Source organism: Joostella atrarenae (assembly GCF_021764745.1).
GTDB classification, from domain to species: domain Bacteria; phylum Bacteroidota; class Bacteroidia; order Flavobacteriales; family Flavobacteriaceae; genus Galbibacter; species Galbibacter atrarenae.
In genome coordinates, this window is sequence record NZ_JAETXX010000001.1 from 1 (window position 1) to 21607 (window position 21607).

General features: G+C 33.1%; 25 protein-coding genes. 3 read left to right on the plus strand and 22 right to left on the minus strand.

Going from position 1 to position 21607, the window contains the following annotated elements; all coding sequences use genetic code 11:
- Positions 1 to 271: 271 nt before the first annotated feature.
- From JM658_RS00005 to JM658_RS00050, 10 genes are all read right to left on the minus strand, one after another.
- Positions 272 to 1045, minus strand: coding sequence for a P-loop NTPase family protein (locus tag JM658_RS00005; RefSeq protein WP_236957166.1), 774 nt, complete (start codon positions 1043 to 1045; stop codon positions 272 to 274).
- The gene (locus tag JM658_RS00010; protein WP_236957168.1) at positions 1042 to 1500 is read right to left on the minus strand and encodes a helix-turn-helix domain-containing protein; all 459 of its coding nucleotides are present in this window, start codon (positions 1498 to 1500) and stop codon (positions 1042 to 1044) included. The genes JM658_RS00005 and JM658_RS00010 overlap by 4 nt, the downstream gene beginning before the upstream one ends.
- 10 nt (positions 1501 to 1510) lie before the next feature.
- Complete coding sequence (locus JM658_RS00015; RefSeq protein WP_236957170.1) at positions 1511 to 1813, minus strand: helix-turn-helix domain-containing protein; 303 nt, start codon at positions 1811 to 1813, stop codon at positions 1511 to 1513.
- A 135-nt stretch (positions 1814 to 1948) separates the two neighbouring features.
- Positions 1949 to 2665 (minus strand): hypothetical protein, encoded by a 717-nt coding sequence (locus tag JM658_RS00020; RefSeq protein WP_236957171.1) that lies wholly within the window; start codon positions 2663 to 2665, stop codon positions 1949 to 1951.
- Positions 2634 to 3866, minus strand: a complete 1233-nt coding sequence (locus JM658_RS00025; protein WP_236957173.1) for a site-specific integrase — start codon at positions 3864 to 3866, stop codon at positions 2634 to 2636. The genes JM658_RS00020 and JM658_RS00025 overlap by 32 nt, the downstream gene beginning before the upstream one ends.
- A gap of 677 nt (positions 3867 to 4543) precedes the next feature.
- A complete protein-coding gene (locus JM658_RS00030; protein ID WP_236957175.1) occupies positions 4544 to 4729 on the minus strand; it encodes a hypothetical protein in 186 nt (61 codons plus the stop codon).
- Between the two features lie 36 nt (positions 4730 to 4765).
- Complete coding sequence (locus tag JM658_RS00035; RefSeq protein WP_236957177.1) at positions 4766 to 4927, minus strand: DUF1328 domain-containing protein; 162 nt, start codon at positions 4925 to 4927, stop codon at positions 4766 to 4768.
- 134 nt (positions 4928 to 5061) lie between these two features.
- Positions 5062 to 5937 carry an ACP S-malonyltransferase gene (gene fabD / locus JM658_RS00040; protein ID WP_236957178.1) on the minus strand — a complete coding sequence of 292 codons (876 nt, stop codon included), beginning with the start codon at positions 5935 to 5937 and terminating at the stop codon, positions 5062 to 5064.
- A 140-nt stretch (positions 5938 to 6077) separates the two neighbouring features.
- Complete coding sequence (locus tag JM658_RS00045; RefSeq protein ID WP_236957180.1) at positions 6078 to 6593, minus strand: gamma carbonic anhydrase family protein; 516 nt, start codon at positions 6591 to 6593, stop codon at positions 6078 to 6080.
- A 33-nt stretch (positions 6594 to 6626) separates the two neighbouring features.
- Complete coding sequence (locus JM658_RS00050) at positions 6627 to 7628, minus strand: PorP/SprF family type IX secretion system membrane protein (RefSeq protein ID WP_236957182.1); 1002 nt, start codon at positions 7626 to 7628, stop codon at positions 6627 to 6629.
- Between the two features lie 86 nt (positions 7629 to 7714).
- Here JM658_RS00050 and JM658_RS00055 point away from each other — a divergent pair, with 86 nt between their 5' ends.
- Positions 7715 to 8641 (plus strand): NifU family protein, encoded by a 927-nt coding sequence (locus JM658_RS00055; RefSeq protein WP_236957183.1) that lies wholly within the window; start codon positions 7715 to 7717, stop codon positions 8639 to 8641.
- 116 nt (positions 8642 to 8757) lie between these two features.
- Here the strand turns inward: JM658_RS00055 and JM658_RS00060 are convergent, their stop codons facing one another.
- Positions 8758 to 11022: an inorganic phosphate transporter gene (locus JM658_RS00060; protein WP_236957184.1), complete on the minus strand. Its 2265-nt coding sequence runs from the start codon at positions 11020 to 11022 to the stop codon at positions 8758 to 8760.
- A gap of 190 nt (positions 11023 to 11212) precedes the next feature.
- Between JM658_RS00060 and JM658_RS00065 the strand changes: the two genes are divergently transcribed.
- Positions 11213 to 11413, plus strand: coding sequence for a dodecin family protein (locus JM658_RS00065; protein ID WP_236957185.1), 201 nt, complete (start codon positions 11213 to 11215; stop codon positions 11411 to 11413).
- Positions 11414 to 11571: 158 nt separating this feature from the next.
- Positions 11572 to 12384, plus strand: coding sequence for a mechanosensitive ion channel family protein (locus JM658_RS00070; protein ID WP_236957186.1), 813 nt, complete (start codon positions 11572 to 11574; stop codon positions 12382 to 12384).
- Here JM658_RS00070 and tsaB read toward each other — a convergent pair.
- The 11 genes from tsaB to JM658_RS00125 form a co-directional block, all read right to left on the minus strand.
- Positions 12381 to 13049, minus strand: a complete 669-nt coding sequence (gene tsaB, locus JM658_RS00075) for a tRNA (adenosine(37)-N6)-threonylcarbamoyltransferase complex dimerization subunit type 1 TsaB (RefSeq protein ID WP_236957187.1) — start codon at positions 13047 to 13049, stop codon at positions 12381 to 12383. The two genes, JM658_RS00070 and tsaB, sit on opposite strands and share 4 nt — an antisense overlap.
- Positions 13050 to 13070: 21 nt before the next feature.
- Complete coding sequence (locus tag JM658_RS00080; protein ID WP_236957188.1) at positions 13071 to 14441, minus strand: TolC family protein; 1371 nt, start codon at positions 14439 to 14441, stop codon at positions 13071 to 13073.
- 28 nt (positions 14442 to 14469) lie between these two features.
- Positions 14470 to 15591 carry an efflux RND transporter periplasmic adaptor subunit gene (locus tag JM658_RS00085; protein WP_236957189.1) on the minus strand — a complete coding sequence of 374 codons (1122 nt, stop codon included), beginning with the start codon at positions 15589 to 15591 and terminating at the stop codon, positions 14470 to 14472.
- A 133-nt stretch (positions 15592 to 15724) separates the two neighbouring features.
- Positions 15725 to 16981 (minus strand): ABC transporter permease, encoded by a 1257-nt coding sequence (locus tag JM658_RS00090; RefSeq protein ID WP_236957190.1) that lies wholly within the window; start codon positions 16979 to 16981, stop codon positions 15725 to 15727.
- Between the two features lie 2 nt (positions 16982 to 16983).
- Positions 16984 to 18213, minus strand: coding sequence for an ABC transporter permease (locus tag JM658_RS00095; protein WP_236957191.1), 1230 nt, complete (start codon positions 18211 to 18213; stop codon positions 16984 to 16986).
- The gene (locus JM658_RS00100) at positions 18203 to 18907 is read right to left on the minus strand and encodes an ABC transporter ATP-binding protein (protein ID WP_236957192.1); all 705 of its coding nucleotides are present in this window, start codon (positions 18905 to 18907) and stop codon (positions 18203 to 18205) included. The genes JM658_RS00095 and JM658_RS00100 overlap by 11 nt, the downstream gene beginning before the upstream one ends.
- A 170-nt stretch (positions 18908 to 19077) precedes the next feature.
- Positions 19078 to 19290 (minus strand): hypothetical protein, encoded by a 213-nt coding sequence (locus JM658_RS00105; protein WP_236957193.1) that lies wholly within the window; start codon positions 19288 to 19290, stop codon positions 19078 to 19080.
- A gap of 11 nt (positions 19291 to 19301) precedes the next feature.
- On the minus strand, positions 19302 to 19832 hold the full coding sequence (locus tag JM658_RS00110) for a DUF420 domain-containing protein (protein WP_236957194.1): 531 nt from the start codon (positions 19830 to 19832) through the stop codon (positions 19302 to 19304).
- Positions 19833 to 19837: 5 nt separating this feature from the next.
- Positions 19838 to 20515, minus strand: a complete 678-nt coding sequence (locus JM658_RS00115; RefSeq protein ID WP_236957195.1) for an SCO family protein — start codon at positions 20513 to 20515, stop codon at positions 19838 to 19840.
- Entirely contained in the window at positions 20505 to 21182 is a 678-nt protein-coding gene (locus JM658_RS00120) for a hypothetical protein (RefSeq protein ID WP_236957196.1), read from the minus strand. Before JM658_RS00120 ends, JM658_RS00115 begins: the two co-directional genes overlap by 11 nt.
- Positions 21183 to 21255: 73 nt before the next feature.
- Entirely contained in the window at positions 21256 to 21603 is a 348-nt protein-coding gene (locus JM658_RS00125; RefSeq protein WP_236957197.1) for a cytochrome C oxidase subunit IV family protein, read from the minus strand.
- Positions 21604 to 21607: the final 4 nt, after the last annotated feature.

Below are 21607 nucleotides of genomic sequence, written 5' to 3' on the forward strand. Positions count from 1 at the left end.
GCTAATCTATTTTTATGAAGCGACTTTGGAGGTTCTGAACTCTTTTACTGATAAGTAAAAGCAAGGTCTTTAAAATGTTATTTTAAAGGTTTTTGTAATACAAAAACACACCTTGCTCCCTCTCTAAACACGGAAATCTTTAATGTAATATGTTTTGATGCTCCTTATATATCAGATATTTAACTTCATAGAGCAAGCTGAAAGATGGTACCCTGTACCAACTTCGGCTTGATATACTTCGTTGACTCCTTTTCCAAGAAGAATGTCTTAATTAAAAGCGGCGATCCTCTCCTTCTAAGGGTATCATATTAAACATCTCATACAACCTACTTAAAATCCTATTTCTAGAATCTTCGGCACCTTCCCCATAAAACTTTTTTAAATCATACAGAGATAAATTTGTCGTTAAAAAAGTTCTAGTCCCCTTACGTTTAAACTCATTATATCTAAGTTCTAAAATCCTCCCCATGAGTTTCTCTTTAACTCCCCAAGAATTCGCCAGCTTTTCAGTACCTAAATCATCAAAGTGAACTTTTCCTTTTGCATATTTTTCAACCACATACTCACCTTCAAGATTATATTGTGCTACCACATTATGAACCGAAGTATTGGTAAACCAAAACTGCATAAGGTTATATTTTCGACTTATATTTTGAACGATATCAAACAAACTGCTTTTTCCAGTTCCACATGGTCCATATATCAAAAGCCCCTTTCTTAATTCTCCTTTGCATTGAGTTTCAAACTCTGGGTCATTTGCAAAGTATTTGCATATCAAATCAAGCACATGTTTATTATTCTCATCTACAACAAATGGCCGGTTCAAACGGTGGAAATATTCTTTATCTTCTTTCCAAAAAAGAGACTTAAACTGATCTGTAGAGATTCCTGGTTTTCGTTTCTTTTTATTCTGAGCATGAATGCGATCAAAATACTCATGTATCGAGGCGTTCTCTTTTTTTTCTCGCGCAACTCTTTTTTTTCTTTCATCCTCTGTATCTAATCCCATTTGAATTTTTACTCGTTGACCTAATGAATTTTTCATGGCTTTCTTGGGTTTGCGTTAAACTGAAATTTTGAATCTCTTTTTAAAGAATTTTTATTTATGTTATTTTTTATTCTATAAGGCTTTTTATTCTTATGTGTCAGACTTTTTCCGTCTCGGTTTTTTACCGTGTCGATATTTTTCCTGCACGGTGAAACTTGGACAGGTTGATCATTTATAACATAACAGTTTGCCCCAAATTGTCCCCCTTTTCGCTCCTGCTCCATTTTAGTAATCCATCCAGAATCAACTAATTCATTCAAATATTTTCTTAGGGTTTCAATTGAATACCCCATCGCTTTGGCTAACCCATGATTATAAAATTTCCAGTCATCACTTTGACTCGCCATATAAATAAATAATAAGCGTGCCCTATCTGATATCTCTTTATCTCGAATTAGGTTATTAGGGATTACGGTAAACCCACTTTTCAGGTTATTTTTTATATTATTCATAATTGAATAATTACCTTCTACTTGGTTTTACTAAATGAGGATTTTTTCGAGCTATTTTTAATAACTCGGATTTACTGTAGAATACTGATCGACCAATCTCGTAATATGGAACTTTACCCTTTCTTTTCCAACTTATAATGGTAGTTATCGAAACTCCAAGAAACTTTGCAGCCTCTTTTTGAGTTAAACGATCTTCTTCGGGATTTATAGGAGAATTAGAAATGGTTTCTGTTTTTAGCATTTCATCTAAAACCATTTTTACGACCCTCTTTAGATCTTCTTTATTGTGGGTATAAAATAAAACGTTGCTCATATTTAAACATATTTAAGTTTAACATGAACAAAGTTTGGGTTAAATAACAAGATGACAAGCCATACAAGTTAAGTTGCATGGCAAAACCCTAGTATTTGTGAGATGTTCGAGAGATAAATTTTTATTTTAAATCAATTATTTTGTATTCTGTAGCGTAGACTTAAAGAAAGAATATGAGGAGTATCCAATTTGTTTAGGAATAGATTTTAATAATTGGGGGTTCTTATTAATTTCGTAGAAGAGATTCTTCATAGTAACTTTTCCAAGTCCTATATTTTCAGGATTTGATTCTTTCAATTCATTGATAAGAGCTAAGTATATCTCCCTCAAACTTTTATACTCAATTGAATTACTATTTTTCAAAAGCATGATTAAATAGCATAATTTCTCCCTTGCCTCAAAATTCAGAAAGTTTATAGTTCCTTCAGCTGAGCTAGAAAAACTATACTTTGAATTAAAATCGAATACATTTATTATGAATCGTCTAATTCGATTTTCTTTATCATTATTTAACACCACATCATTTCTTTCGAAAAAATCAATCATTGTAGCCAACAAGGCTTTTGGGGATATCTTTAAAATTATTTTTCTTTCACTTCTAGATTTAACCTCTTCGATATCTGTAGGTTTAAAGTATTTCGAATAGCTTTGGAAGCTTAAAGTGATAAAGCCCACAAAACAGAATAGAATTCCACTAAGCATAGCTAGTTGAAACATTATGTCATTATTATCTACAACTATCCATAAAGCGGCAAACAGAAAAATAAATGCTAAATTTAAAAGCCCAAGGTTTTTATTTATCCAGTTTTTTATCATCTTTCTAAATTTTATTCCAGGTATTATCCATCTCACTTTGTTTAAAATCTTCGGCTATTTTAACATAACGATTAAAAGAAACTCCTTTATGACCAGTAATATTTCTTACCACCATTTCTTTCATCCCAAGAATCAAACTGTTAGTAGCAAAAGTTTTTCTTGCTGTATGACTAGTAATAAATTTATGTTTAGGTTCTGTAGTATCTACCCGTTCTTGCCCAACATATCGGGTAATAGTAATCTTTTTATTAATTTCAACTTTTTCACAACACTCTTTAATATACTTATTAAATTTCTGTCCAGAAATTACTGGTAAGGGCTCGTAGATTGTATCCTTATATTTCTTTAGAATAGCTCTCGAGTAATCATTTAAAGGAACTATATGATCTTTCACTTTAGTTTTTTGGATGTTTATTTTGATATAATCATCGAAGATATTGGATGGTCGCAATTGTTTTATATCAGAAAATCTTAATCCCGTAAAACATCCGAAACAATACGTATCCCTAACGTGCTCATATTTTTTAGATCTAAACTTATGATTATACAAAGCTAGCAATTCATCCATTGTAAGATATATCACTTCTGTTTCATCTTCTTTAGCTCTAAACTTCTTGTATTGTAAATTATCATGATACTCTCTCTCATGAGCCCATGTCATAAATGTTTTCAAGGTTTTAATAAGAAAAGCTAAGTAGCTGTTTTTATTTTTTCTTTCAAGAAAAGTATAATCCCTTATTCTTTCAAAAAACTCTCGAGTGATGGTCTCAAAATATAATTTATAACCTGTATTCTCCTCGAAGTCTTTAAGGAAGTTTTTAGTAGTAGTATATGATTTTATGGTCCTTTCTACTTTAGTAGTTCTACTAGTCTCAATGAATTCTTCAAATGAACTCCAAAACTCCTTTCCTAGATTTATATTTACACCATCCTTAAGCTTACTAGTAATAAAATCTTTTGTGGGAGTAATATCGTTAAGTAGAATATATCTTTGCAGCTTACGAAGCTTCTCAGCAAACTCATCAATTTTTAAGTTGTATTCTACTGCATAATTATAAGGTTCAGTCTTTTTGGAAGGTTTAATCCTTTCAGTCCTTTCATTCCAATGTTTTTTATTACTCTTTACCCCTGGAACAGCTTTGAATATCTTGAACCCACTTGCAGATATTAATGTCCGCACAGGTGCCAAACCTTCTTTATCAAACTTATCCGTTCTTAAATGAAATGAAGCTTTCATATAAATTAAATTTGACATAAATATACAAAAGGGGATACAAATAGGGATACTTTATTAAATAAAAGTTGAATTAAATGCATTTAAAATAATACGCATAAACGCATATAATACTAGATAAGTTGATTTAAAAGGATTTAAGATAGTTTAAAATAAATAGTACTCCCACCTCGAGTACTTAAAACCTCTGAAATCTGTTGATTTTAGAGGTTTTTTTTATTTCTCCATTTATCAAATTAAAACCACAGAGGTCATGCCATATGCCCTTTAAGAGGCACATCACCCCTTATAGCGACTACAGAAGACATTATTTGGGTCGTTTTATGGCCAATCACCCCTATTTTGCCACCCCGACCCCTATATGCACCCCCATTTACCCCTCTCTTTAAGGGGTCTTGCCCATCTTGAGACACCAAAAAGCGATAGCAAGTGGCAAAAAAGCCTCATACTATCGCTTATAAGTATTAATTTAATGGTTAAAACCCATCTCAACACCCCTCTAGGGGGTAGCTGTATGGGGTAAGGCCCCTACGACATACCCCCTCTATTTTTTATTTTATGTATTAGCTTCAATATCGGGCTAACCTTATAAGCACCATAAAATAAAGCTGCCTGAAAAACTAAATCTTAATAGATTGAGAGTTTTCAGGCAGCCTTTATATAATTGCTATAACAGGATATTAGTTATCGTCTGTCATATCATCAATTTCATCTTCTACTTCTTCAGCACCTTCTTCAATTTTATCTCCAGCGTCATCTACAGCTTCTTCAACTTGTTCTGCTGGGGTGTCTTTTTTCTCTTTACAGCTTGTTGTGAAAGCTCCTAGAGTGAATACTAATGCAAGGGTTAAAAAAATCTTTTTCATGTTGTTTAGTTTTAATGGTTTATTATTATTTGTTATTTACTTCTTCGCTATTCTACCTATTAAAGATATTAAGAATAATACCAAGAAAATAAAGAAAAGTATTTTAGCAATTCCCGCTGAAGCTTCAGAGATTCCTCCAAAACCAAATACACCGGCTATAACTGCTACTATTAAAAAAATGATTGTCCAACGTAACATATATTTAAGTTTTATGGTTATACTCTAATATACGATAATAATGTATTTTCCGACGTCTCTTTGGAGAAATTTAACGCAACTTGTTAAACCGCTGTTAACGCCAAAAAACACATTATTTATTGGATTTTAATAGATTAAGCAGAGGCTACTTCTGCTTCTCTATGGATTTTTTTCACTAAACCTTGCAACACTTTTCCTGGTCCTACTTCTGTAAATAGTAATGCACCATCTGCTACCATATTCTCTACACTTTGCGTCCATTTTACTGGAGCTGTAAGTTGTGCTATTAAGTTCTTTTTAATTTCCTCTGGATCTTCAACTGCTGTTGTAGATACGTTTTGGTAAACAGGACAGATTGGTTTATTAAATGTAGTTTGCTCTATTGCTGCTGCCAATTCTTCTTTTGCTGGATCCATTAAAGGTGAATGAAATGCACCTCCTACTGGCAATACCAATGCTCTACGCGCTCCCTTTTCTTTTAAGACCTCACAAGCTTTATTTATAGCTTCCACTTCTCCAGAAATCACAAGTTGCCCTGGGCAGTTATAATTTGCAGGTACTACAACACCTTCAATTTCTTTACAAGCGTCTTCCACAACCTCATCTGCTAATCCTAAAACTGCAGCCATGGTTCCTGGTGTGATTTCACATGCTTTCTGCATTGCCAATGCTCTACGAGAAACAAGTTTTAATCCATCTTGAAAACTCAATACGCCATTTGCTACTAAAGCAGAAAGTTCTCCTAAAGAATGCCCTGCAACCATTGCTGGCTTAAAACTTTCTCCCAATACTTTACTTAATATTACAGAATGTAAAAAGATAGCTGGCTGTGTTACTTTTGTTTGTTTTAGGTCTTCTGCTGTTCCTTGGAACATAATATCTGTAATTCTAAATCCTAAGATATCATTTGCCTCTTCAAACATTTGCTTTGCTAAATCGGAATTCTCGTATAAATCGAGTCCCATTCCTACAAATTGTGCCCCTTGACCAGGGAATATATATGCATTCATACTATTTTTTTATTTTATGGGTTGTCAGCAAAAATAGAAATTATATTTAAAGGAAGTAAATCTTAGAACGAAGTAAAAGATAGCCCTTGTAGATTCTCTATATTCTTACTGTATTAATAAACTTTATTTTTTCAAGTACTTTAATCTTCCTTATACCAAGAAGCATACTTCACATAGCTATTTGCAATTCTTTCTATCTCATTCTTACTTAAATCTTCGCTTATTTCCTTAACCTTTTTAGCAGGAACACCAGCATATATAGCATTAGCTTCTACATGAGTATGTTGCGTCACCACTGCTCCAGCTGCAATAATAGAGTTGCTTTCTACCACACAATTATCCATCACAATGCTCCCCATACCTATAAGCACATTGTCTTTTATGGTACATCCGTGCACTATCGCATTATGACCAATGGAAACGTTATTTCCAATAATTGTAGGATACTTTTGGTAAGTGCAATGAACTACTGCTCCGTCTTGAATATTTACTTTATCTCCTATTTTTATATAATTAACATCGCCTCTTAAAACAGCATTAAACCATACACTACAATAATCTCCAAATACTACATCGCCAACAATAGTAGCATTTTCAGCTATAAAAATATCAGTTCCAAATACTGGACTTTTACCGTTTACTTCTTTAACAATCATCTCCTATATATTTTTTACAAAGGTAATTTTAGTTTAGTAATTAACGGCAGGGCACTTACAATTGTAACGCGATTTACCTTGTAAAAAGTTATAGCCAATTGTTATTTGATGAAAACCTCCATCGTCAAATCTTAAATCTCCCTTCTGATAAGAATAATTATATGAGAACATAAACTTATTAAGGTTCACACCAATAAATGGAGTAAACAATTGAAGCCTCTGCGCCCCTGAAGCTCCTGGTATTTCATATTCTGCTCCATCAAAACTTCTTCTGTAAGAAAGACCTCCCCAAATTTGCCCGAAATTCATTTCTCTATAAATCTTACCATTTAAATCTATGGTAGATTCTTCTGTATATTCTGAAAACTGAAATAAAAATGAAGGTTCAAATTGCCATTGTGATTTTCCAAAAACATACCCGGCAGAGAATAAATAACGTCTTAGATTATCAATTTCTTCTACGGAATAAAGATCTCTCCCACTTCCAAGCAGATTCTTAACCGTGAAATGAGCATAGAATTCAAGAAAATTATAAGACATTCCTGCATCTACATTAAAATAACTAACATTATTACTAGCCCCAGTAATTATTGGGTCTGAAGCTGATCCCCCTGATAAAAACTCGGATTCATCTAGCCTACTCTGAAGAAAACCTACATTAATTCCAAAAGATAATTGATTAACGCCATCTCGATATTCCGAAAGTTTTATATGATGTGCATAGGTAAGCTTCATCCCCGATTGAGAGTGATACCCATTGCTATCATTAAAGAGAATAGCACCTACCCCACTTTTTTCTCCCACACGAAGATGTGCACTTAGTGTTTGTAGTGCTGGAGCATTCTCCACATCAAACCATTGTTTTCTTGCTGTTAATCGCACTTTTCCTCCCTCACTAACACCAGCCATAGACGGATGGATTATGTAATAATTATCTGACAAATAATCAAAATAAACAGGAATACCTTCTTGAGCATAAGAGGATAACGATATAAAGAATAACACAAAAGCAAATAAGCTCTTAAAATCACACATGGGGTTTGTTTAATATTAGTAGGTTATCAATCAAAGATATCGATAAATGACATATGTTTCGTAATTTTGCCTGAAATTAGATGAAAATGGAGCCTTATAAAATACATATACAGACAACAAACAAACCTGCTATAATAAAGTTTGAAGCCAATAAGTTTTTAACTCGTAAACAAAATTATGAGTTTAAAAATGTGGACGAAGCAAAAAACTCACCGCTTGCAAAACAACTTTTTTACCTGCCTTTTACAAAAACAGTATACATCTCTGGGAACTTTGTTGCCATAGAACGATACGATATTGTAGCATGGCCAGATGTGCAAGATGAAGTTGCAGCACAAATTGAAAATTATTTAAACTCTGGAGAGCCTATTATTATAGAAGATGACACAACACCTTCTAAAGTTCCAGTTACCGTTTATGCAGAAAGTACACCAAACCCTGCTGCCTTAAAATTTGTTTCGAATAAAAAATTAGCATTAGCTACATACGAGTTTAAAAATATCGAAGAAGCTAAAGACTCTCCTCTAGCTACTGGACTTTTTCATTTTCCTTTTGTAAAAGAGGTTTTTATTGATGAAAACTATATCTCAGTTATAAAATATGATATTGCTGAATGGGATGATATTGTAATCGAATTAAGAGAATACATCCGTTTACATATTGAAGAAGGAAAAGAAATTATAGCGGAAGGAGCGCAACAGAAAACGAGTAACGCTACTACTGAAGCTACTCCACAGAACAATAATAAAGGAATAGACACTTCTAACCTTGATGATACTTCTAAGCAGATTATAGATATTCTTGAAGAATATGTTAAACCTGCTGTAGCTAGTGACGGTGGTAATATTCTTTTCCAATCTTATGAAGAAGACACTAAAACTGTAAATGTTATTTTACAAGGAGCTTGTAGCGGTTGTCCATCTTCTACATTTACATTAAAAAATGGAATCGAAACAATGCTTAAAAGCATGTTAGAAGGAAAAGTAAACGAAGTGGTTGCCATTAACGGATAAACCCATTCTCCAAATTGCTAGCAAAAGCATTAGGGAGTAACAATAATAAGGAAGCTATCTATAAACAACATCACTTGTTTTTTTAGATAGCTTCTCTCTTTCATAGCAACTTATTATTATTTTATTCGCTTAAAATCGTCGTAAAAATCTTTAAATAGAGTCAGTAGATTAATTGTGGCAGTTATAAGATCTTTTGTTTCTAGTAATAAACTAAAATATAATTTAGTATTCTTTGGACTCGTTTCCGTACTTCTAATTCTATCTATTTGCTTCTGAATTAATCCACTTACACTGTCTAATAATTCTTTCTGATCTTCAATAATAGCACCAATATCTTCAAAAGTACTCCCATCTAAGTCTACTTTAGTCCTTTCAAAAAGTACTGCTAACTTATCTGCAATCCTCTTTAAATCTCGAATCTGATTAAACTTTAAGTTTTTATGATTGTTATTAACGTGAGAATAGCTGTTCTTAGCAATGTAACCAATAGACTGAACCATGTCTTGCAAGTAATCTAAGGTCAGAATATAAAACTTACTGGCTGCAACCGAGTTTTCATCTAAAGATTTAATAAAATAAAAGATATCACTCTTTAAAGTATCAACTTCCCCTTCTAACTTTACAAGTTGCTTCTTAGATTTTTTCAGTTTACTTAAGTCTTGAAGTCCTAAATTATCTACTACATCAGTATACACCTTGTCTGTTCTCCTTATAACCTTAGAAATTGTTTCCGAGCTATCTGTAATAATTTCATTAATAGTTATTAGTGATGTCCGATCTACTTTTACTAATTCTTCTTTTTCCTTTTCTGATTTACGATATGCCAAAAAGCTACGGATAAGCAATAAAGCAGCAATTATTAATAACGCCACCAAAGCAACACCCTTCCCGTAATAAATAATAGTAGCAAATAAGGCAGCTGCAATAAAAGCTACAATCGCTGTAATAAACCAACCGCCAATAACATTAAAAACACCTGCCACCCTATACACAGCGCTCTCTCTACCCCAAGCTTTGTCTGAAAGAGAAGACCCCATTGCTACCATAAATGAAACATACGTAGTAGAAAGCGGCAACTTTAAAGACGTTGCTACAGAAATTAATATACTTGCAACCATCAAGTTTACAGACGCTCTAACCATATCAAAAGCAGGGTCGTTGTTATTATCTGAAGATCGTTTTTCTTGCGGCTTAGAAAACCTTCTTTCTATTCCATCTTGAATACTTTCTGGCAATAAAGTTTTTAAAAACCTATTTGCGTTAACGGAAGACCTAACAATTAATCGGGATAGATAATTAGGCTGAAATCGTTCTGACCCCTCGTTACTTCTTGCCAAATTAATTTCTGTATACATTACAGAACGTGCCTTTTTAGAAAGCCATAAAGTAATTACCATAATTAATCCTGCTATAACCAACATATAAGCTGGTGTTGCAACTTTACCCGAAAGACTGCCCATAGCAAACTCACTTGGAAGAACCCCCGTTGCCTGGTATGCACCTTGCCATATTTCATAAGATTGATAGGCTGCAATAGGAACTCCAATAAAGTTTACTAAATCGTTCCCTGCAAAAGCTAACGCCAGACCGAAAGTCCCTATCAGGATTATAATTTTCAAGAGATTAATTTTGGTATAATTAACAATCACCTGAGATAATACCGTGAAAAAAACCAAACATACCAATACAATAAGTGACTTATTACCATCTACAAAATCCATAAAAGATTGTGGTATCACAGCAACGCCCTTAATCCCTTTGATAAGAATAAAATATACAATCGATGTAATTGCAATCCCTCCAAAAATACCTCCTACATATTTTATTCGCTTTTGATAATGGAAAGAAAAAATGAATCTCGCCAACCATTGTACAATCGCACCGACAGTAAAGGCTATCACTACAGATAGTAGTATTCCAAAAATAATTTCTATCGCCTTATCTCCATTTATATAATTGGCGATTTCGGAAATAGAATGGTCTGCTTTAAAAATTTTTATAAATGAAATTGCTACAGAAGCTCCAAGAAGTTCAAAAACTATAGATACCGTAGTAGAAGTTGGCAGTGCCAGCGAATTAAACAAATCTAAAAGCAATATATCTGTTATCATGACCGCCATAAAAATGATCATGATCTCATCAAAATAAAACTCCCCTGGATTAAATATCCCTTTCCTAGCAACTTCCATCAACCCAGAAGAAAAGATAGCACCCACCGCTACTCCAATGCTTGCTATAATAAGTATTGTTTTTAAAGAAGCTGCTTTAGAACCAACAGCAGAGTTTAAAAAATTGACTGCATCATTACTAACTCCTACCGTTAAATCTACTATAGCCAAAACAAAAAGGGCTCCCAACATTAAAATATAAAACTGCTCCATACGTACTGTTAACTAACAGCAAAAGTCTACTAAGAAATTAAAAACAAGGTTAATTTAAAGTTACCAAAATATTACTTTGAAATTAATAACTCTCTAAAATAGCAATAGTTAGAAGCGTATAAATTTCAAAATCGAATAAAAAAAGCTATCTTTAAGAAGATGAATTATTAATCATAAAAAACACAACATTATGTCAGTTTTAAAAGTAATAGAAGTACTAGCAAGTTCAGAGAAAAGCTGGGAAGATGCCGCAAGAAACGCAGTAAAAAAAGCATCTAAGTCGGTGAAAAATATTAAATCTGTTTATATAAACGAGCAAAGTGTTACCGTAAATAATGGTGATATTGCCAACTTTAGAGTAAACGTAAAAATTACATTCGAAATAGATTAAAAAACCTTCTATAAAACATATAAAAGCTGTTTTTAATGATTAAACACCATTAAAACAGCTTTTTATTTGGAAAATTTTATGAGAAAATACGTAATAAAACTTGTAAAATTCTTTCGATTTAATTTTATAGGTTCTAATTTTGAAAAAATTAAAATTATATGGAAACAGAAAAGTGGTTTGAACAAGGAATGGAAGTTGCAGTAGCATATGCGCCAAAAGTAATCATGGCTATTTTAATATGGATCATAGGTTCTTTTATATTTGGTCGTGTATTAAAGTTGATTAGAAAAATAATGGAGAGAAGAAATTACGACCTTAGCTTAAGGGAGTTTTTAGCTAATCTACTTTATTGGGCGTTTAAGATCTTATTAATAATAGTAATATTAGGAACTTTAGGGATCGAAACAACTTCTTTTGCCGCAATTATTGCCTCTGCTGGTTTAGCTGTTGGTTTAGCCCTTCAAGGTTCTCTATCTAATTTTGCTGGAGGTGTGCTTATACTAATCTTCAAACCTTTCAAAGTAGGAGATTTTATCGAAGCACAAGGACTTTCTGGCACGGTAAAAGAAATTGGTATTATCAATACTGTATTGAATACTTTCGGAAATCAACAAGCTATTATCCCTAATGGTAAATTATCTAACGAAAACATCGTTAACTACAGTGCAGAAAGTACACGTAGAGAGAACATCACCGCAGGAATAAGCTATGATTCTGACATCAAAAAGGCTAAAGAAATTCTATTAGATATTGTTAAATCTAATGATAAAGTATTAAAACACCCTGCACCAGAAGTAATGGTTGCCGAATTAGCAGATAGCTCTGTAAACTTATCATTAAGATATTGGGCTACAAATGGCGATTTCTGGGCTTGCCGTTGGTACGTTTTAGAAGAAATGAAAAATAGATTTGATGCTGAAGGTATTGAAATTCCTTACCCACATCAAGTAGAGATTCAGAAACAAGCTTAATTTTTAGGTTTTGTAGTTACAAAATCTTTCAAATAATAAGGTTCAAAATAGGCGACATCTTCAAAGTCGCCTTTTTTGTACTTTTCATTTGCCAAAAAAGCCAGCTCTTTAGCCGATGGAAAGTTTACATCTGTTGTAAATATGGCATTTACATTCTTAATAACATCTTTACATTTTGCAGCCCCATCACCAATAAAGCGAACCTCTCCTTCCGATAAATAATCGGAAAATGAATGTTCATCTATAATTTCGGCTTTGGTTTCTCTTATTTGTTGTTTCCCTTTAAAAACAGCTGCATAGACTTCCATTCTACGTGCATCTAAAAGAGATATTACACAACCATCTGTAGCAGCTTGCAGCGCTAATACAGACAATGTAGGTACAGCAATTAATGGTATATCTAACGCATAACATAGGCCTTTGGCAGCAGAAACACCGATTCGTAATCCAGTGTAAGAACCTGGCCCCATACTTACGGCTATAGCATCGATATCTGAAAATAACAAAGAAGCGTCAAGTAACGCTTCTTTTATAAAAACATGTAAATTTTCAGCATGGGAATACCCCTTGTCGTTAATTTCTTTTAACGCTATTACTTTATCATCACTACTAATACTAACAGAACAATTGGTAGTGGCTGTCTCTAAATTTAATATTATCGCCATAATGCAAAAGTACCTGCAATCTTACCATTCTTCCAAAGGAATTCCGTAATAAAATTTAAGCACCTTTAAACGGAAGATAAAATCATATTTTGCCTGGATAAGTGTTGCCTCAGAATCATCCAGCCTAGCTTGCGCCTGACTAAAATCAAAACTATTCATTAACCCAACGTTATAACGTTCTTTAGCATAATCGTAAGACAAACGTCTTGCCTCAACAGTTTTCCCAGCCGCCTCATAGTTTTTATAAGCACCCTTAACGTCTACAAAAGCTTGGTTAACGTCTGTTTCTAAATTCAATTTATCTTGTTGGAGCTGTAATTCTGCTCTCTGAATATCTATCTGACTTCTCTTTATATTATTCTTTACACTAAAGTTATTCAGAATAGGAATATTTAGTTGTAACCCATAAGAGAATCCATCTTGTAACCACAATTGGTCTTTAAACGAAATAGAAGGTCCTGCAATAAAATCTCCTGTAACGGGATCTAAACTCGCTGGATATGTAGCATTATCAGAATACCTAGTGTTGTATTGAAAAAAAGCATTTAAAGAAGGATATCTTGACGCTTTAGCAATTTGCAAATCTTTAGTTGCTAAATCTACATTCGCTTCAGAAGCTTTTATATCATTTCTAAACGTAAGTGCTTTTTCATAAATCTCTTTTGGAGTAATTTTTAAAACAGCATCATCTGGAATCACATACCCTTCATCTACCACGTCAAAGTTTTCATAATCGGTGATTTGAAGCAATTGTGCCAAACTAATTCTAGATATAAGCACACTATTTTCAGCATTTACAATTTGTTGCTCCTGCGTAGCTGCTGTAGCTTGAATTTCTAAAAGATCTCCTTTTGGCAGAACCCCATTTTCTACCAACTCATTCGTTCTTTCCAAATCCTGTTGAGTAGATCTATATTGTGCATTTAAAACATTAAGTGTTTCTCTATTAGATAGTATCTGAAGGTATGCATTTGCAACTGCTAGTCTAATATCATCTCTTATATCGTCAGATTGGTATTGTGTTGCTATAGCATTTAACTTCGCTCTGTTAAGCGTATGAAAGTTTCTTAAACCATCAAATAAAGTCAAAGAAGACGATACGGATGGCGTTACATTAAAGAACTTCTGGTTCACAAAACTATTCGTTGTTGGATCTACAGAATATCCAGTGCTTGAAGAAGCAGAGGCCTGAGCATTCAAACTCGGAATAAAATTCCCAATCGCATCAGATTTATCAATCTTTACACTTTCGATATTTAATTCTGCCTGTTGAATGCTTAAGTTATTCTCTTCAGCATATCTTACACATTCTTCAAGTGTCCAAATCTTCTTTTCTTGAGCAAACGCAAAAACCGAACATGTTAATGCTAAAATCAATAATTTAAATTTCATAAAGCGCATTTTTAATTTTCAGTATTAATTAGCTATCTCCCTTTTTCTCATCTTCCATAGGCTCTGTCTTATTCCAGACTTTAATCTTATCGTCTTTAGTAATTCCAGATAAAACTTCTACATTAATTCCATCCGAAACTCCCAATTCTAAATCGTGACGCTCATATTCATTCTCTCCAGTCACCACTTCTACGTATGGTTTTTCTGTTTCTTTATCAAACTGAAGTAATGCCTCTTTTATAGCTAATACTTTTTCTTTTTTATCTAAAATGATAGACGCATTAGCACTATAACCAGCTCTTATGAACACATCTGATGGTAAAGATAAATCAGCTTTTATTGTAAACTGAACTGCTCCTTGATCTTCAACTCCTTTTGGAGCGATAAATTTTAATTTAGCATCGAACTCTTTGTCTTGAACAGCTCCTAAATTAATAGAGATTGGCATTCCCATTTCTAATTTATCAACTTCTGCTTCATCTACTTGTCCTTCAAAAATCATTTTCGACATATCTGCAATAGTTGCAATAGATGTACCGTCGTTGAAGTTATTAGCTTCAATAACCTGATCTCCTTCTTTTACTGGAATCTCTAAAACTGTACCTTCTACTGTAGCACGAATATTTGTATTTGCCGTAGCAGAACCTCCTGAAGAACCAACTTTAATAATTTGATAATCGTTTTTAGCATTTTGAAGATCTTGCTTAGCCTGATTGTATTGTAATTCTACAGCTAAGAAATCTTGACTAGCAACTACTCCTTTATCAAAAAGCTTTTTATTTCTATCATATTCTATTTTCGCATTATTCAAAGTGAACTCTGCATTACTAACACGCCCCCTAGCGCTCACTAAAGATTGCTCATTTGGAACAACTTTAATTTTAGCAATAAGATCTCCAGATTTAAGTTTATCACCCTCTTCCACATGAATAGATTCGATAATACCAGATATTTGTGGTTTTATCAATACTTCATCCTCTGGAATAACCTTTCCAGTAGCGACTACTCTATTTGTAATAGTCTCTTCGGTTGCCGTTGCGGTATCAAAAGTAACAGCAGGCTTGCTATTTGTTTTTAAAATTCTAGCAACTGCATATAGAACAAGAACCACTCCTATTCCAATTAAAACGTACTTTAAAATCTTTTTCATCTTATTAAAATTTTTAATTTACCTAAATTGAAAAAATCAAGATTCTCTCATATTTAGGAATTTACACAATAACCGAACTACTTCTTTTTACAGGCTGTACTTTGATTATTTATGCTCATTCATGGTTGTTTAGTTATTCTTCTCTTAATGCTTCTATTGGTTTTATCTTCACAGCTCTATTTGCTGGTATCAATCCTATTAACACACTCAATGAAATCATCAATATAAATGAAAATAGAATTTGTGGGATACTCACCGTTGGATTTACGAAAGGAAACTCATCTGAATTTCCAAACTTATAATCTAAAAAATGCAACGCTGCTACCGATATAACAAAACCTACTAAACCAGCAAAGGTTGTAAGTACAATAGATTCTAATATAATTTGTCTTTTTATAATCTTAGGAGTTGCTCCTAAAGCTCTCCTTACTCCAATCTCATTTGTTCGCTCTTTTACTGTAATCAGCAGGATATTACTAACTGCGATTACTCCCGCTAGCAATGTGAATATTCCAACGAAAAAGGAAAACCCTTGCAGTACAAATGTAAATGCACTAATCCCTTTGAATATCTCTGAGAAATCGAAAGATCCAATCGCTCTAATATCGTCAGGATGAATACTATATTTTCTTTTTAAAATTGTTTTAATTTTATTTTCAGCTACAGCAACCTCTTTATCAGGGTCTACCAAAATAGCCATCCAGCCTATTTTATTTCCGCTATTAAAAGCCTTTTGAAAAGTTGTAAACGGTACAAAAATTGAATTCTCGCCTTCGAAATTTATGTTATCGTTCTTCTTATAAATCCCAACAACAGAAAAGTATATTCCATTTATTTTAACTGATTTCCCTATTGCTTTTTCCCCTTTATCGAACAGTAATTTATAGGCATCTACACCTATAACACAGACTTTTTTAGATTCTTCAATATCGTTATGGTTGATAAATCGACCTTCAACAATTCGCTTTTTTGAAACTAAATCTATGCTAGGATAATCTCCATAAACTCCAGAACCACTAGTTCTACCGTTACGAATAACTGTTGCTGTACCACCAAAATCTCCAAGTTGAATTCTCGGCGCTATAATATCTACTTCGCTAACTTGCTTTTTAATAAGATCAACATCTTCTAAAGTAAAATCTATCGGTCTACCACGTTCAAACCCTTTGTATGCCATAGATGTGTTTTGGGTCCACATAAACATACTATTGGTAGCTGTACCAGCAAAAATCTTATTGAATCCATTAGACATTCCGTTGGTAGCACCCAATAAAAGAATTAAGATTACGATTGCAAAAATTACCCCAAGAGTGGTGAGAAATGTTCTCAACATATTCTTAGTTAGCGTACTAAAAACTTCTGTCCAAAGGTCTCTATCAAATATTCCCATAGTTAGTCGGCTCTTAGTGCTACAATTGGTTTTACACGTGCTGCATTTATTGCAGGTATTAATCCTGCTAATAATCCTGCTACAACTAATACAATTGTAGAAGTTACAACAGTTACAGTGTCTACTGATGGATTTGAAAAAGCAGGGGCATCTATAATTGGCGATATAACTCCAACAACTGCCATTGCAAATAACATCCCAATTAATCCAGAAATTGAAGTAATAAACACAGACTCCAGCAATACCAATTTAATAACATCAAATGGTTTTGCTCCCAGCGCCTTTCTTACCCCAATTTCTTTGGTACGTTCTTTAATAATAAAAACTAATATATTTCCTATCCCCACAATCCCGGCGATTAGAATCAACATTCCGATTCCGATACTTATTGCAGAAAGCATTGTTGTGAAGTTAGAAACATCCGAAAAACCTTCAGCATAATTATTCATATATAGCGCGCCTTGATCTTCTGGATCTATAACTAATCTACGTTTTAATACGTGTTCTAAATTATCTGAGAAATTTATCGCTTCAGCAAAATTAAACTCAGGATTATACGTTAATGCAATCTGATCTATGTCTTGTGTATTGCTATAAAGCCTTTGCATGGTTGTAACAGGAGCATACATATTACGTTCCTCTCTTTCGTTCCCATCATCAGAAAAAATACCAATTACTTTATAAGCTAACTTATTAAGGATTATATTTTCGCCTATTGGATCGGTATCTTTAAATAACTCTTGCGCAATAACTTTACCAATCACCACAACCTTAAGCGTGTTGCGCATATCGTTATCATTAATATATCGCCCACGATCTATAACCGTTCTTTCTATTATTTGATGATCTGGATTTACCCCGCGAACAGAATAGGACCCTGTTTCCTTTCCGAACCTTGCTTCTACACCCTTAGAAAATCTAGGTGTAATATACTCGTAATACCCTTCGAAACTTTTAGCTATAAAATCTAAGTCTTCATTTTCAAACTGAATCCTTCTCCCTGCTTCAAACCCTTTGTAAGGTTTCGTTGTAGTCCCTGGATATATAAATATTGAATTTGTAGCATCGTCATTAAACTGCTTTGTAAAGCCATTTTTCATGCCATCTACAGAAGCTAGCAGTAGCACAAGAATAAAAATACCCCAAGCGACAGAAAAACCAGTTAAGAAAGTTCTAAGCTTGTTGCTTTTTATACTGTGGAATATTTCTGACCAAAGATCTCTACTGAACATACGGAGAAACTCTTACTTGTTCTACATAGGAATCTTCAACTATAACACCATCTTTAAGATGAACAATACGCTTACACATATGTGCAATATCATCTTCGTGAGTTACTACCAAAATAGTCTTTCCTTCGTCATTAATTTTCTGGATAAGATCCATCACTTCATGAGAGGTTTTACTATCTAAAGCTCCTGTTGGCTCATCGGCTAACATTACTTTTGGTTCTGCCGCTAATGCTCTCGCTATGGCAACCCTTTGTTTTTGTCCTCCAGAAAGTTCACTTGGTAAATGATCTACCCAAGGTCCCAATCCAACCGATTCGAGGTGCTTTATGGCACGCTCTTTTCTAACTTTTCTATTTACTCCTTGGTAATAAAGTGGAAGTGCCACATTTTCCCAAGCAGATTTATAATTTATTAAATTGAAAGATTGGAAAATAAAACCTAAGAATTTGTTACGGTAATTGGCCGCTTTGGTTTCACTAAGGTCTCTAATTGTAACGCCATCCAAAAGATATTCTCCCTCATCCAGATTATCTAACATTCCTAAGATATTAAGTAATGTAGATTTTCCAGATCCAGAAGACCCCATTATAGCAACCAATTCTCCTTCTTTTACTGAAAAGTTAATTCCTTTAAGCACATGAAGGGAATTACTACCCATGTGGTACGACTTATGAAGGTCTTTTATTTCGATCATGATGGTTAGTTTTCTTAAATAACACACTAATATTATTAGTGAAAATACAAAAATATAAGCTTGGTTAAATCACTCTTACGATAATAAGACTTATATAAACGCTAATTGTTACAAAATAATTAACTTTTTTTGAAAAAAAATTAATCAACTGACTATCAGAATAAAATAATTTACTTCATTCTCTTAAAAATAAAGAAACCTATAACAGCTATTAATATGTATGGAACAGCCATTAGATAAACAATACCGTTATTAATACCTTCAGCAACTTCTTCGTTACCTCCAGTTTCTAGAACGGCACGACACATTGCACATTGCGCTTGAAGAAAGTCTGGCAATAGCACTAAAACTAAAATTATTAATATAAATTTTATGCTTTTCATTTTAATGACTTTTAACTGTAATAAGGAGAAATCATAAGGTAAACAACAACACCAGTAACGGCTACATATAACCACAGAGGAAATGTTATTCTAGCTATCTTTCTGTGCTTATCGAAACGCTTAGATAATGCTCGTACAAATGTGATTAATACTAAAGGAATGATCGCAATAGAAAGTATTATGTGTGTTATTAAAATAAAATAATAAACATACTTTATAGCTCCTTCACCCCCAAACACTGTAGAATCTGAAGTCATATGATACGCCACATACATAACTAAAAATGCAATGGAAAGACCAATACAGGTTTTCATTAAACGTTCATGTAAAACAACATTTTTATTCTTAATTGCAATCACTGCAATTACCAATAATACTGCAGTTAAACCATTTACAGTAGCATATATTGGTGGCAAAAAAGATAACGGCTCTACATTTGGTAGTTTTATCCCAAAAAGAGCTGCAACAGCAACAGGAATAACTATCGACAAGATAACTATCCATTTATTATATTTTTTTTCAAGAGAAGTATTAGAATCCATTCTTATTATTTTAGAAGTATAGCAATATCCTGTTCTATCATTTTAACACCTTCATCCGTAGTACCATCATAATACACTATCGGATTCCCGAAATCATCAGGTCTAGATCTAATGTATCCATCTCTATCTATTAAAGCGAATAATCCTGAGTGCTCAAAACCTCCGTTAACATTTGCATTTTTACCTGCATATAAATTAAAACCAGTATTAGAGAGCTTATATACCTGATCTAAATCCCCTGTCATTAAATGCCAATTAGGATTGGTAATCTCATATTTATCTGCATATTCCTTTAAAACCTCCGGCGTATCATGATCTGGATTAATTGTAAAAGAAGCGATCGCAAAGTCATCATTTCTTTTAAATCGATTTTGAAGCTTCACCATATTCTCAGTCATAACTGGGCAGATTGATGGACAAGTAGTAAAGAAAAATTCAACTACATAGACTTTCCCTTCATAATCTTTATTAGTAATAGTAGCTCCATTTTGATCTACAAACTCAAAAGAAGGCACTTCTCCCATTTTGAGTAAGTCGGAAGCCTCCATTTTCTTTTCTCCAATAGCATGTCTATCTGTGTCTACTACAGTTCCATTTTGTATACGTTCTATAATTTTAGGAATAAAAATAATTCCAAAAACCAATACTACAAACCCTACTACTATGTACGACTTATTCTTCATCTTTATTATACTTTAAGAAAGCGTCTTTTTCTGTAACCCCATTTTTCTTTACTGCTAGTCGATATTCTGCTAACAACACCTTTATATCGTCTATCATTTTATTATTCAACACTGCAACAGAAGTAGCATCATAACCATAGAGTTTTCTACCTGTATGATCATCTTTTAATCTACCACGTAAACTAGCATCTTTATCAACAATAAAAACATAAGGACTATAAAGTTCTTCATTTAGAGAAAACGGCGTTTCAAGACTTTTAAAAACAGATTTTATTTTTTCTTCTGAAGTAAATACAAAATGCCAATTAGATATATCTGTAAGAGACTTAAGTTCTACTTTAAGATTCTCAACATCTTGCTCGCTTCCTTTTGGAGATAAAAAAACAAATTGAAAATCTGTGAAACCTCCAAAGCGTTTAAATATTTTCTGATTAAGGTTAAAAGCATTTAATTTATGAGCTTCTACATTATCACCTAAAAAACCTAATACGGTAATTTTATCTTTAAACTCAACTCCTAATCCATCGGCATCTTCAAGTCCGCTAACTTCTTCTATTTCTGAATTAAGAATTGGTAGTTTGCCAAAATTATTAACTCCAGAAGCAAAAAAAAGATACACAGCAATAGGAAGCACAAACAATACTGTAAGAACAATATACTTCTTCATTTAAGATATAATTAAAAACAGTGTAAAAATAAAAAAGACGGTTAAAAACCGCCTTATGAATATTGTTAAAGTATTAAAAATCCCAACTCACAAAGCCATCTTGATAGACATCATGAATGTAATTTCCTTCTACTAATAATATAAACATTAGATAAGGGATTAGGATTAATAACGGTAATACTATAGACCATCTAAAGCTTCCTTTCTCTCCTTCTAAGTGCATAAATGCCCAAGCAATATAATATGCTTTAACAAGTGTAAGAATAATAAAGATCCAGTTAAGCAACTTCATCCCTACAACATATGTATCTAGAGCAGCAGGTCTTATAATACCTAATATAACTTCTACGATAGTAATTACGGACATGATTCCGAAAACTACCCAAATTCTTTTTGTATTTGATTCGTGTGCGTGTGCCATTTTT

What these genes read in the sequence shown, in the direction of transcription:
- JM658_RS00050 (WP_236957182.1), bottom strand. Translation starts at nt 7,628, where the DNA reads ATGTGTGATTTTAAGAGCTTATTTGCTTTTGTGTTATTCTTTATATCG.
- JM658_RS00065 (WP_236957185.1), top strand. Translation starts at nt 11,213, where the DNA reads ATGTCAGTTTTAAAAGTAATAGAAGTACTAGCAAGTTCAGAGAAAAGC.
- JM658_RS00010 (WP_236957168.1), bottom strand. Translation starts at nt 1,500, where the DNA reads ATGAATAATATAAAAAATAACCTGAAAAGTGGGTTTACCGTAATCCCT.
- JM658_RS00025 (WP_236957173.1), bottom strand. Translation starts at nt 3,866, where the DNA reads ATGAAAGCTTCATTTCATTTAAGAACGGATAAGTTTGATAAAGAAGGT.
- JM658_RS00115 (WP_236957195.1), bottom strand. Translation starts at nt 20,515, where the DNA reads ATGAAGAATAAGTCGTACATAGTAGTAGGGTTTGTAGTATTGGTTTTT.
- JM658_RS00060 (WP_236957184.1), bottom strand. Translation starts at nt 11,022, where the DNA reads ATGGAGCAGTTTTATATTTTAATGTTGGGAGCCCTTTTTGTTTTGGCT.
- JM658_RS00015 (WP_236957170.1), bottom strand. Translation starts at nt 1,813, where the DNA reads ATGAGCAACGTTTTATTTTATACCCACAATAAAGAAGATCTAAAGAGG.
- JM658_RS00105 (WP_236957193.1), bottom strand. Translation starts at nt 19,290, where the DNA reads ATGAAAAGCATAAAATTTATATTAATAATTTTAGTTTTAGTGCTATTG.
- fabD (WP_236957178.1), bottom strand. Translation starts at nt 5,937, where the DNA reads ATGAATGCATATATATTCCCTGGTCAAGGGGCACAATTTGTAGGAATG.
- JM658_RS00005 (WP_236957166.1), bottom strand. Translation starts at nt 1,045, where the DNA reads ATGAAAAATTCATTAGGTCAACGAGTAAAAATTCAAATGGGATTAGAT.
- JM658_RS00085 (WP_236957189.1), bottom strand. Translation starts at nt 15,591, where the DNA reads ATGAAAAAGATTTTAAAGTACGTTTTAATTGGAATAGGAGTGGTTCTT.
- JM658_RS00030 (WP_236957175.1), bottom strand. Translation starts at nt 4,729, where the DNA reads ATGAAAAAGATTTTTTTAACCCTTGCATTAGTATTCACTCTAGGAGCT.
- JM658_RS00080 (WP_236957188.1), bottom strand. Translation starts at nt 14,441, where the DNA reads ATGAAATTTAAATTATTGATTTTAGCATTAACATGTTCGGTTTTTGCG.
- JM658_RS00055 (WP_236957183.1), top strand. Translation starts at nt 7,715, where the DNA reads ATGGAGCCTTATAAAATACATATACAGACAACAAACAAACCTGCTATA.
- JM658_RS00035 (WP_236957177.1), bottom strand. Translation starts at nt 4,927, where the DNA reads ATGTTACGTTGGACAATCATTTTTTTAATAGTAGCAGTTATAGCCGGT.
- JM658_RS00100 (WP_236957192.1), bottom strand. Translation starts at nt 18,907, where the DNA reads ATGATCGAAATAAAAGACCTTCATAAGTCGTACCACATGGGTAGTAAT.
- JM658_RS00120 (WP_236957196.1), bottom strand. Translation starts at nt 21,182, where the DNA reads ATGAAGAAGTATATTGTTCTTACAGTATTGTTTGTGCTTCCTATTGCT.
- JM658_RS00090 (WP_236957190.1), bottom strand. Translation starts at nt 16,981, where the DNA reads ATGGGAATATTTGATAGAGACCTTTGGACAGAAGTTTTTAGTACGCTA.
- JM658_RS00125 (WP_236957197.1), bottom strand. Translation starts at nt 21,603, where the DNA reads ATGGCACACGCACACGAATCAAATACAAAAAGAATTTGGGTAGTTTTC.
- JM658_RS00070 (WP_236957186.1), top strand. Translation starts at nt 11,572, where the DNA reads ATGGAAACAGAAAAGTGGTTTGAACAAGGAATGGAAGTTGCAGTAGCA.
- JM658_RS00095 (WP_236957191.1), bottom strand. Translation starts at nt 18,213, where the DNA reads ATGTTCAGTAGAGATCTTTGGTCAGAAATATTCCACAGTATAAAAAGC.
- JM658_RS00045 (WP_236957180.1), bottom strand. Translation starts at nt 6,593, where the DNA reads ATGATTGTTAAAGAAGTAAACGGTAAAAGTCCAGTATTTGGAACTGAT.
- tsaB (WP_236957187.1), bottom strand. Translation starts at nt 13,049, where the DNA reads ATGGCGATAATATTAAATTTAGAGACAGCCACTACCAATTGTTCTGTT.
- JM658_RS00110 (WP_236957194.1), bottom strand. Translation starts at nt 19,832, where the DNA reads ATGGATTCTAATACTTCTCTTGAAAAAAAATATAATAAATGGATAGTT.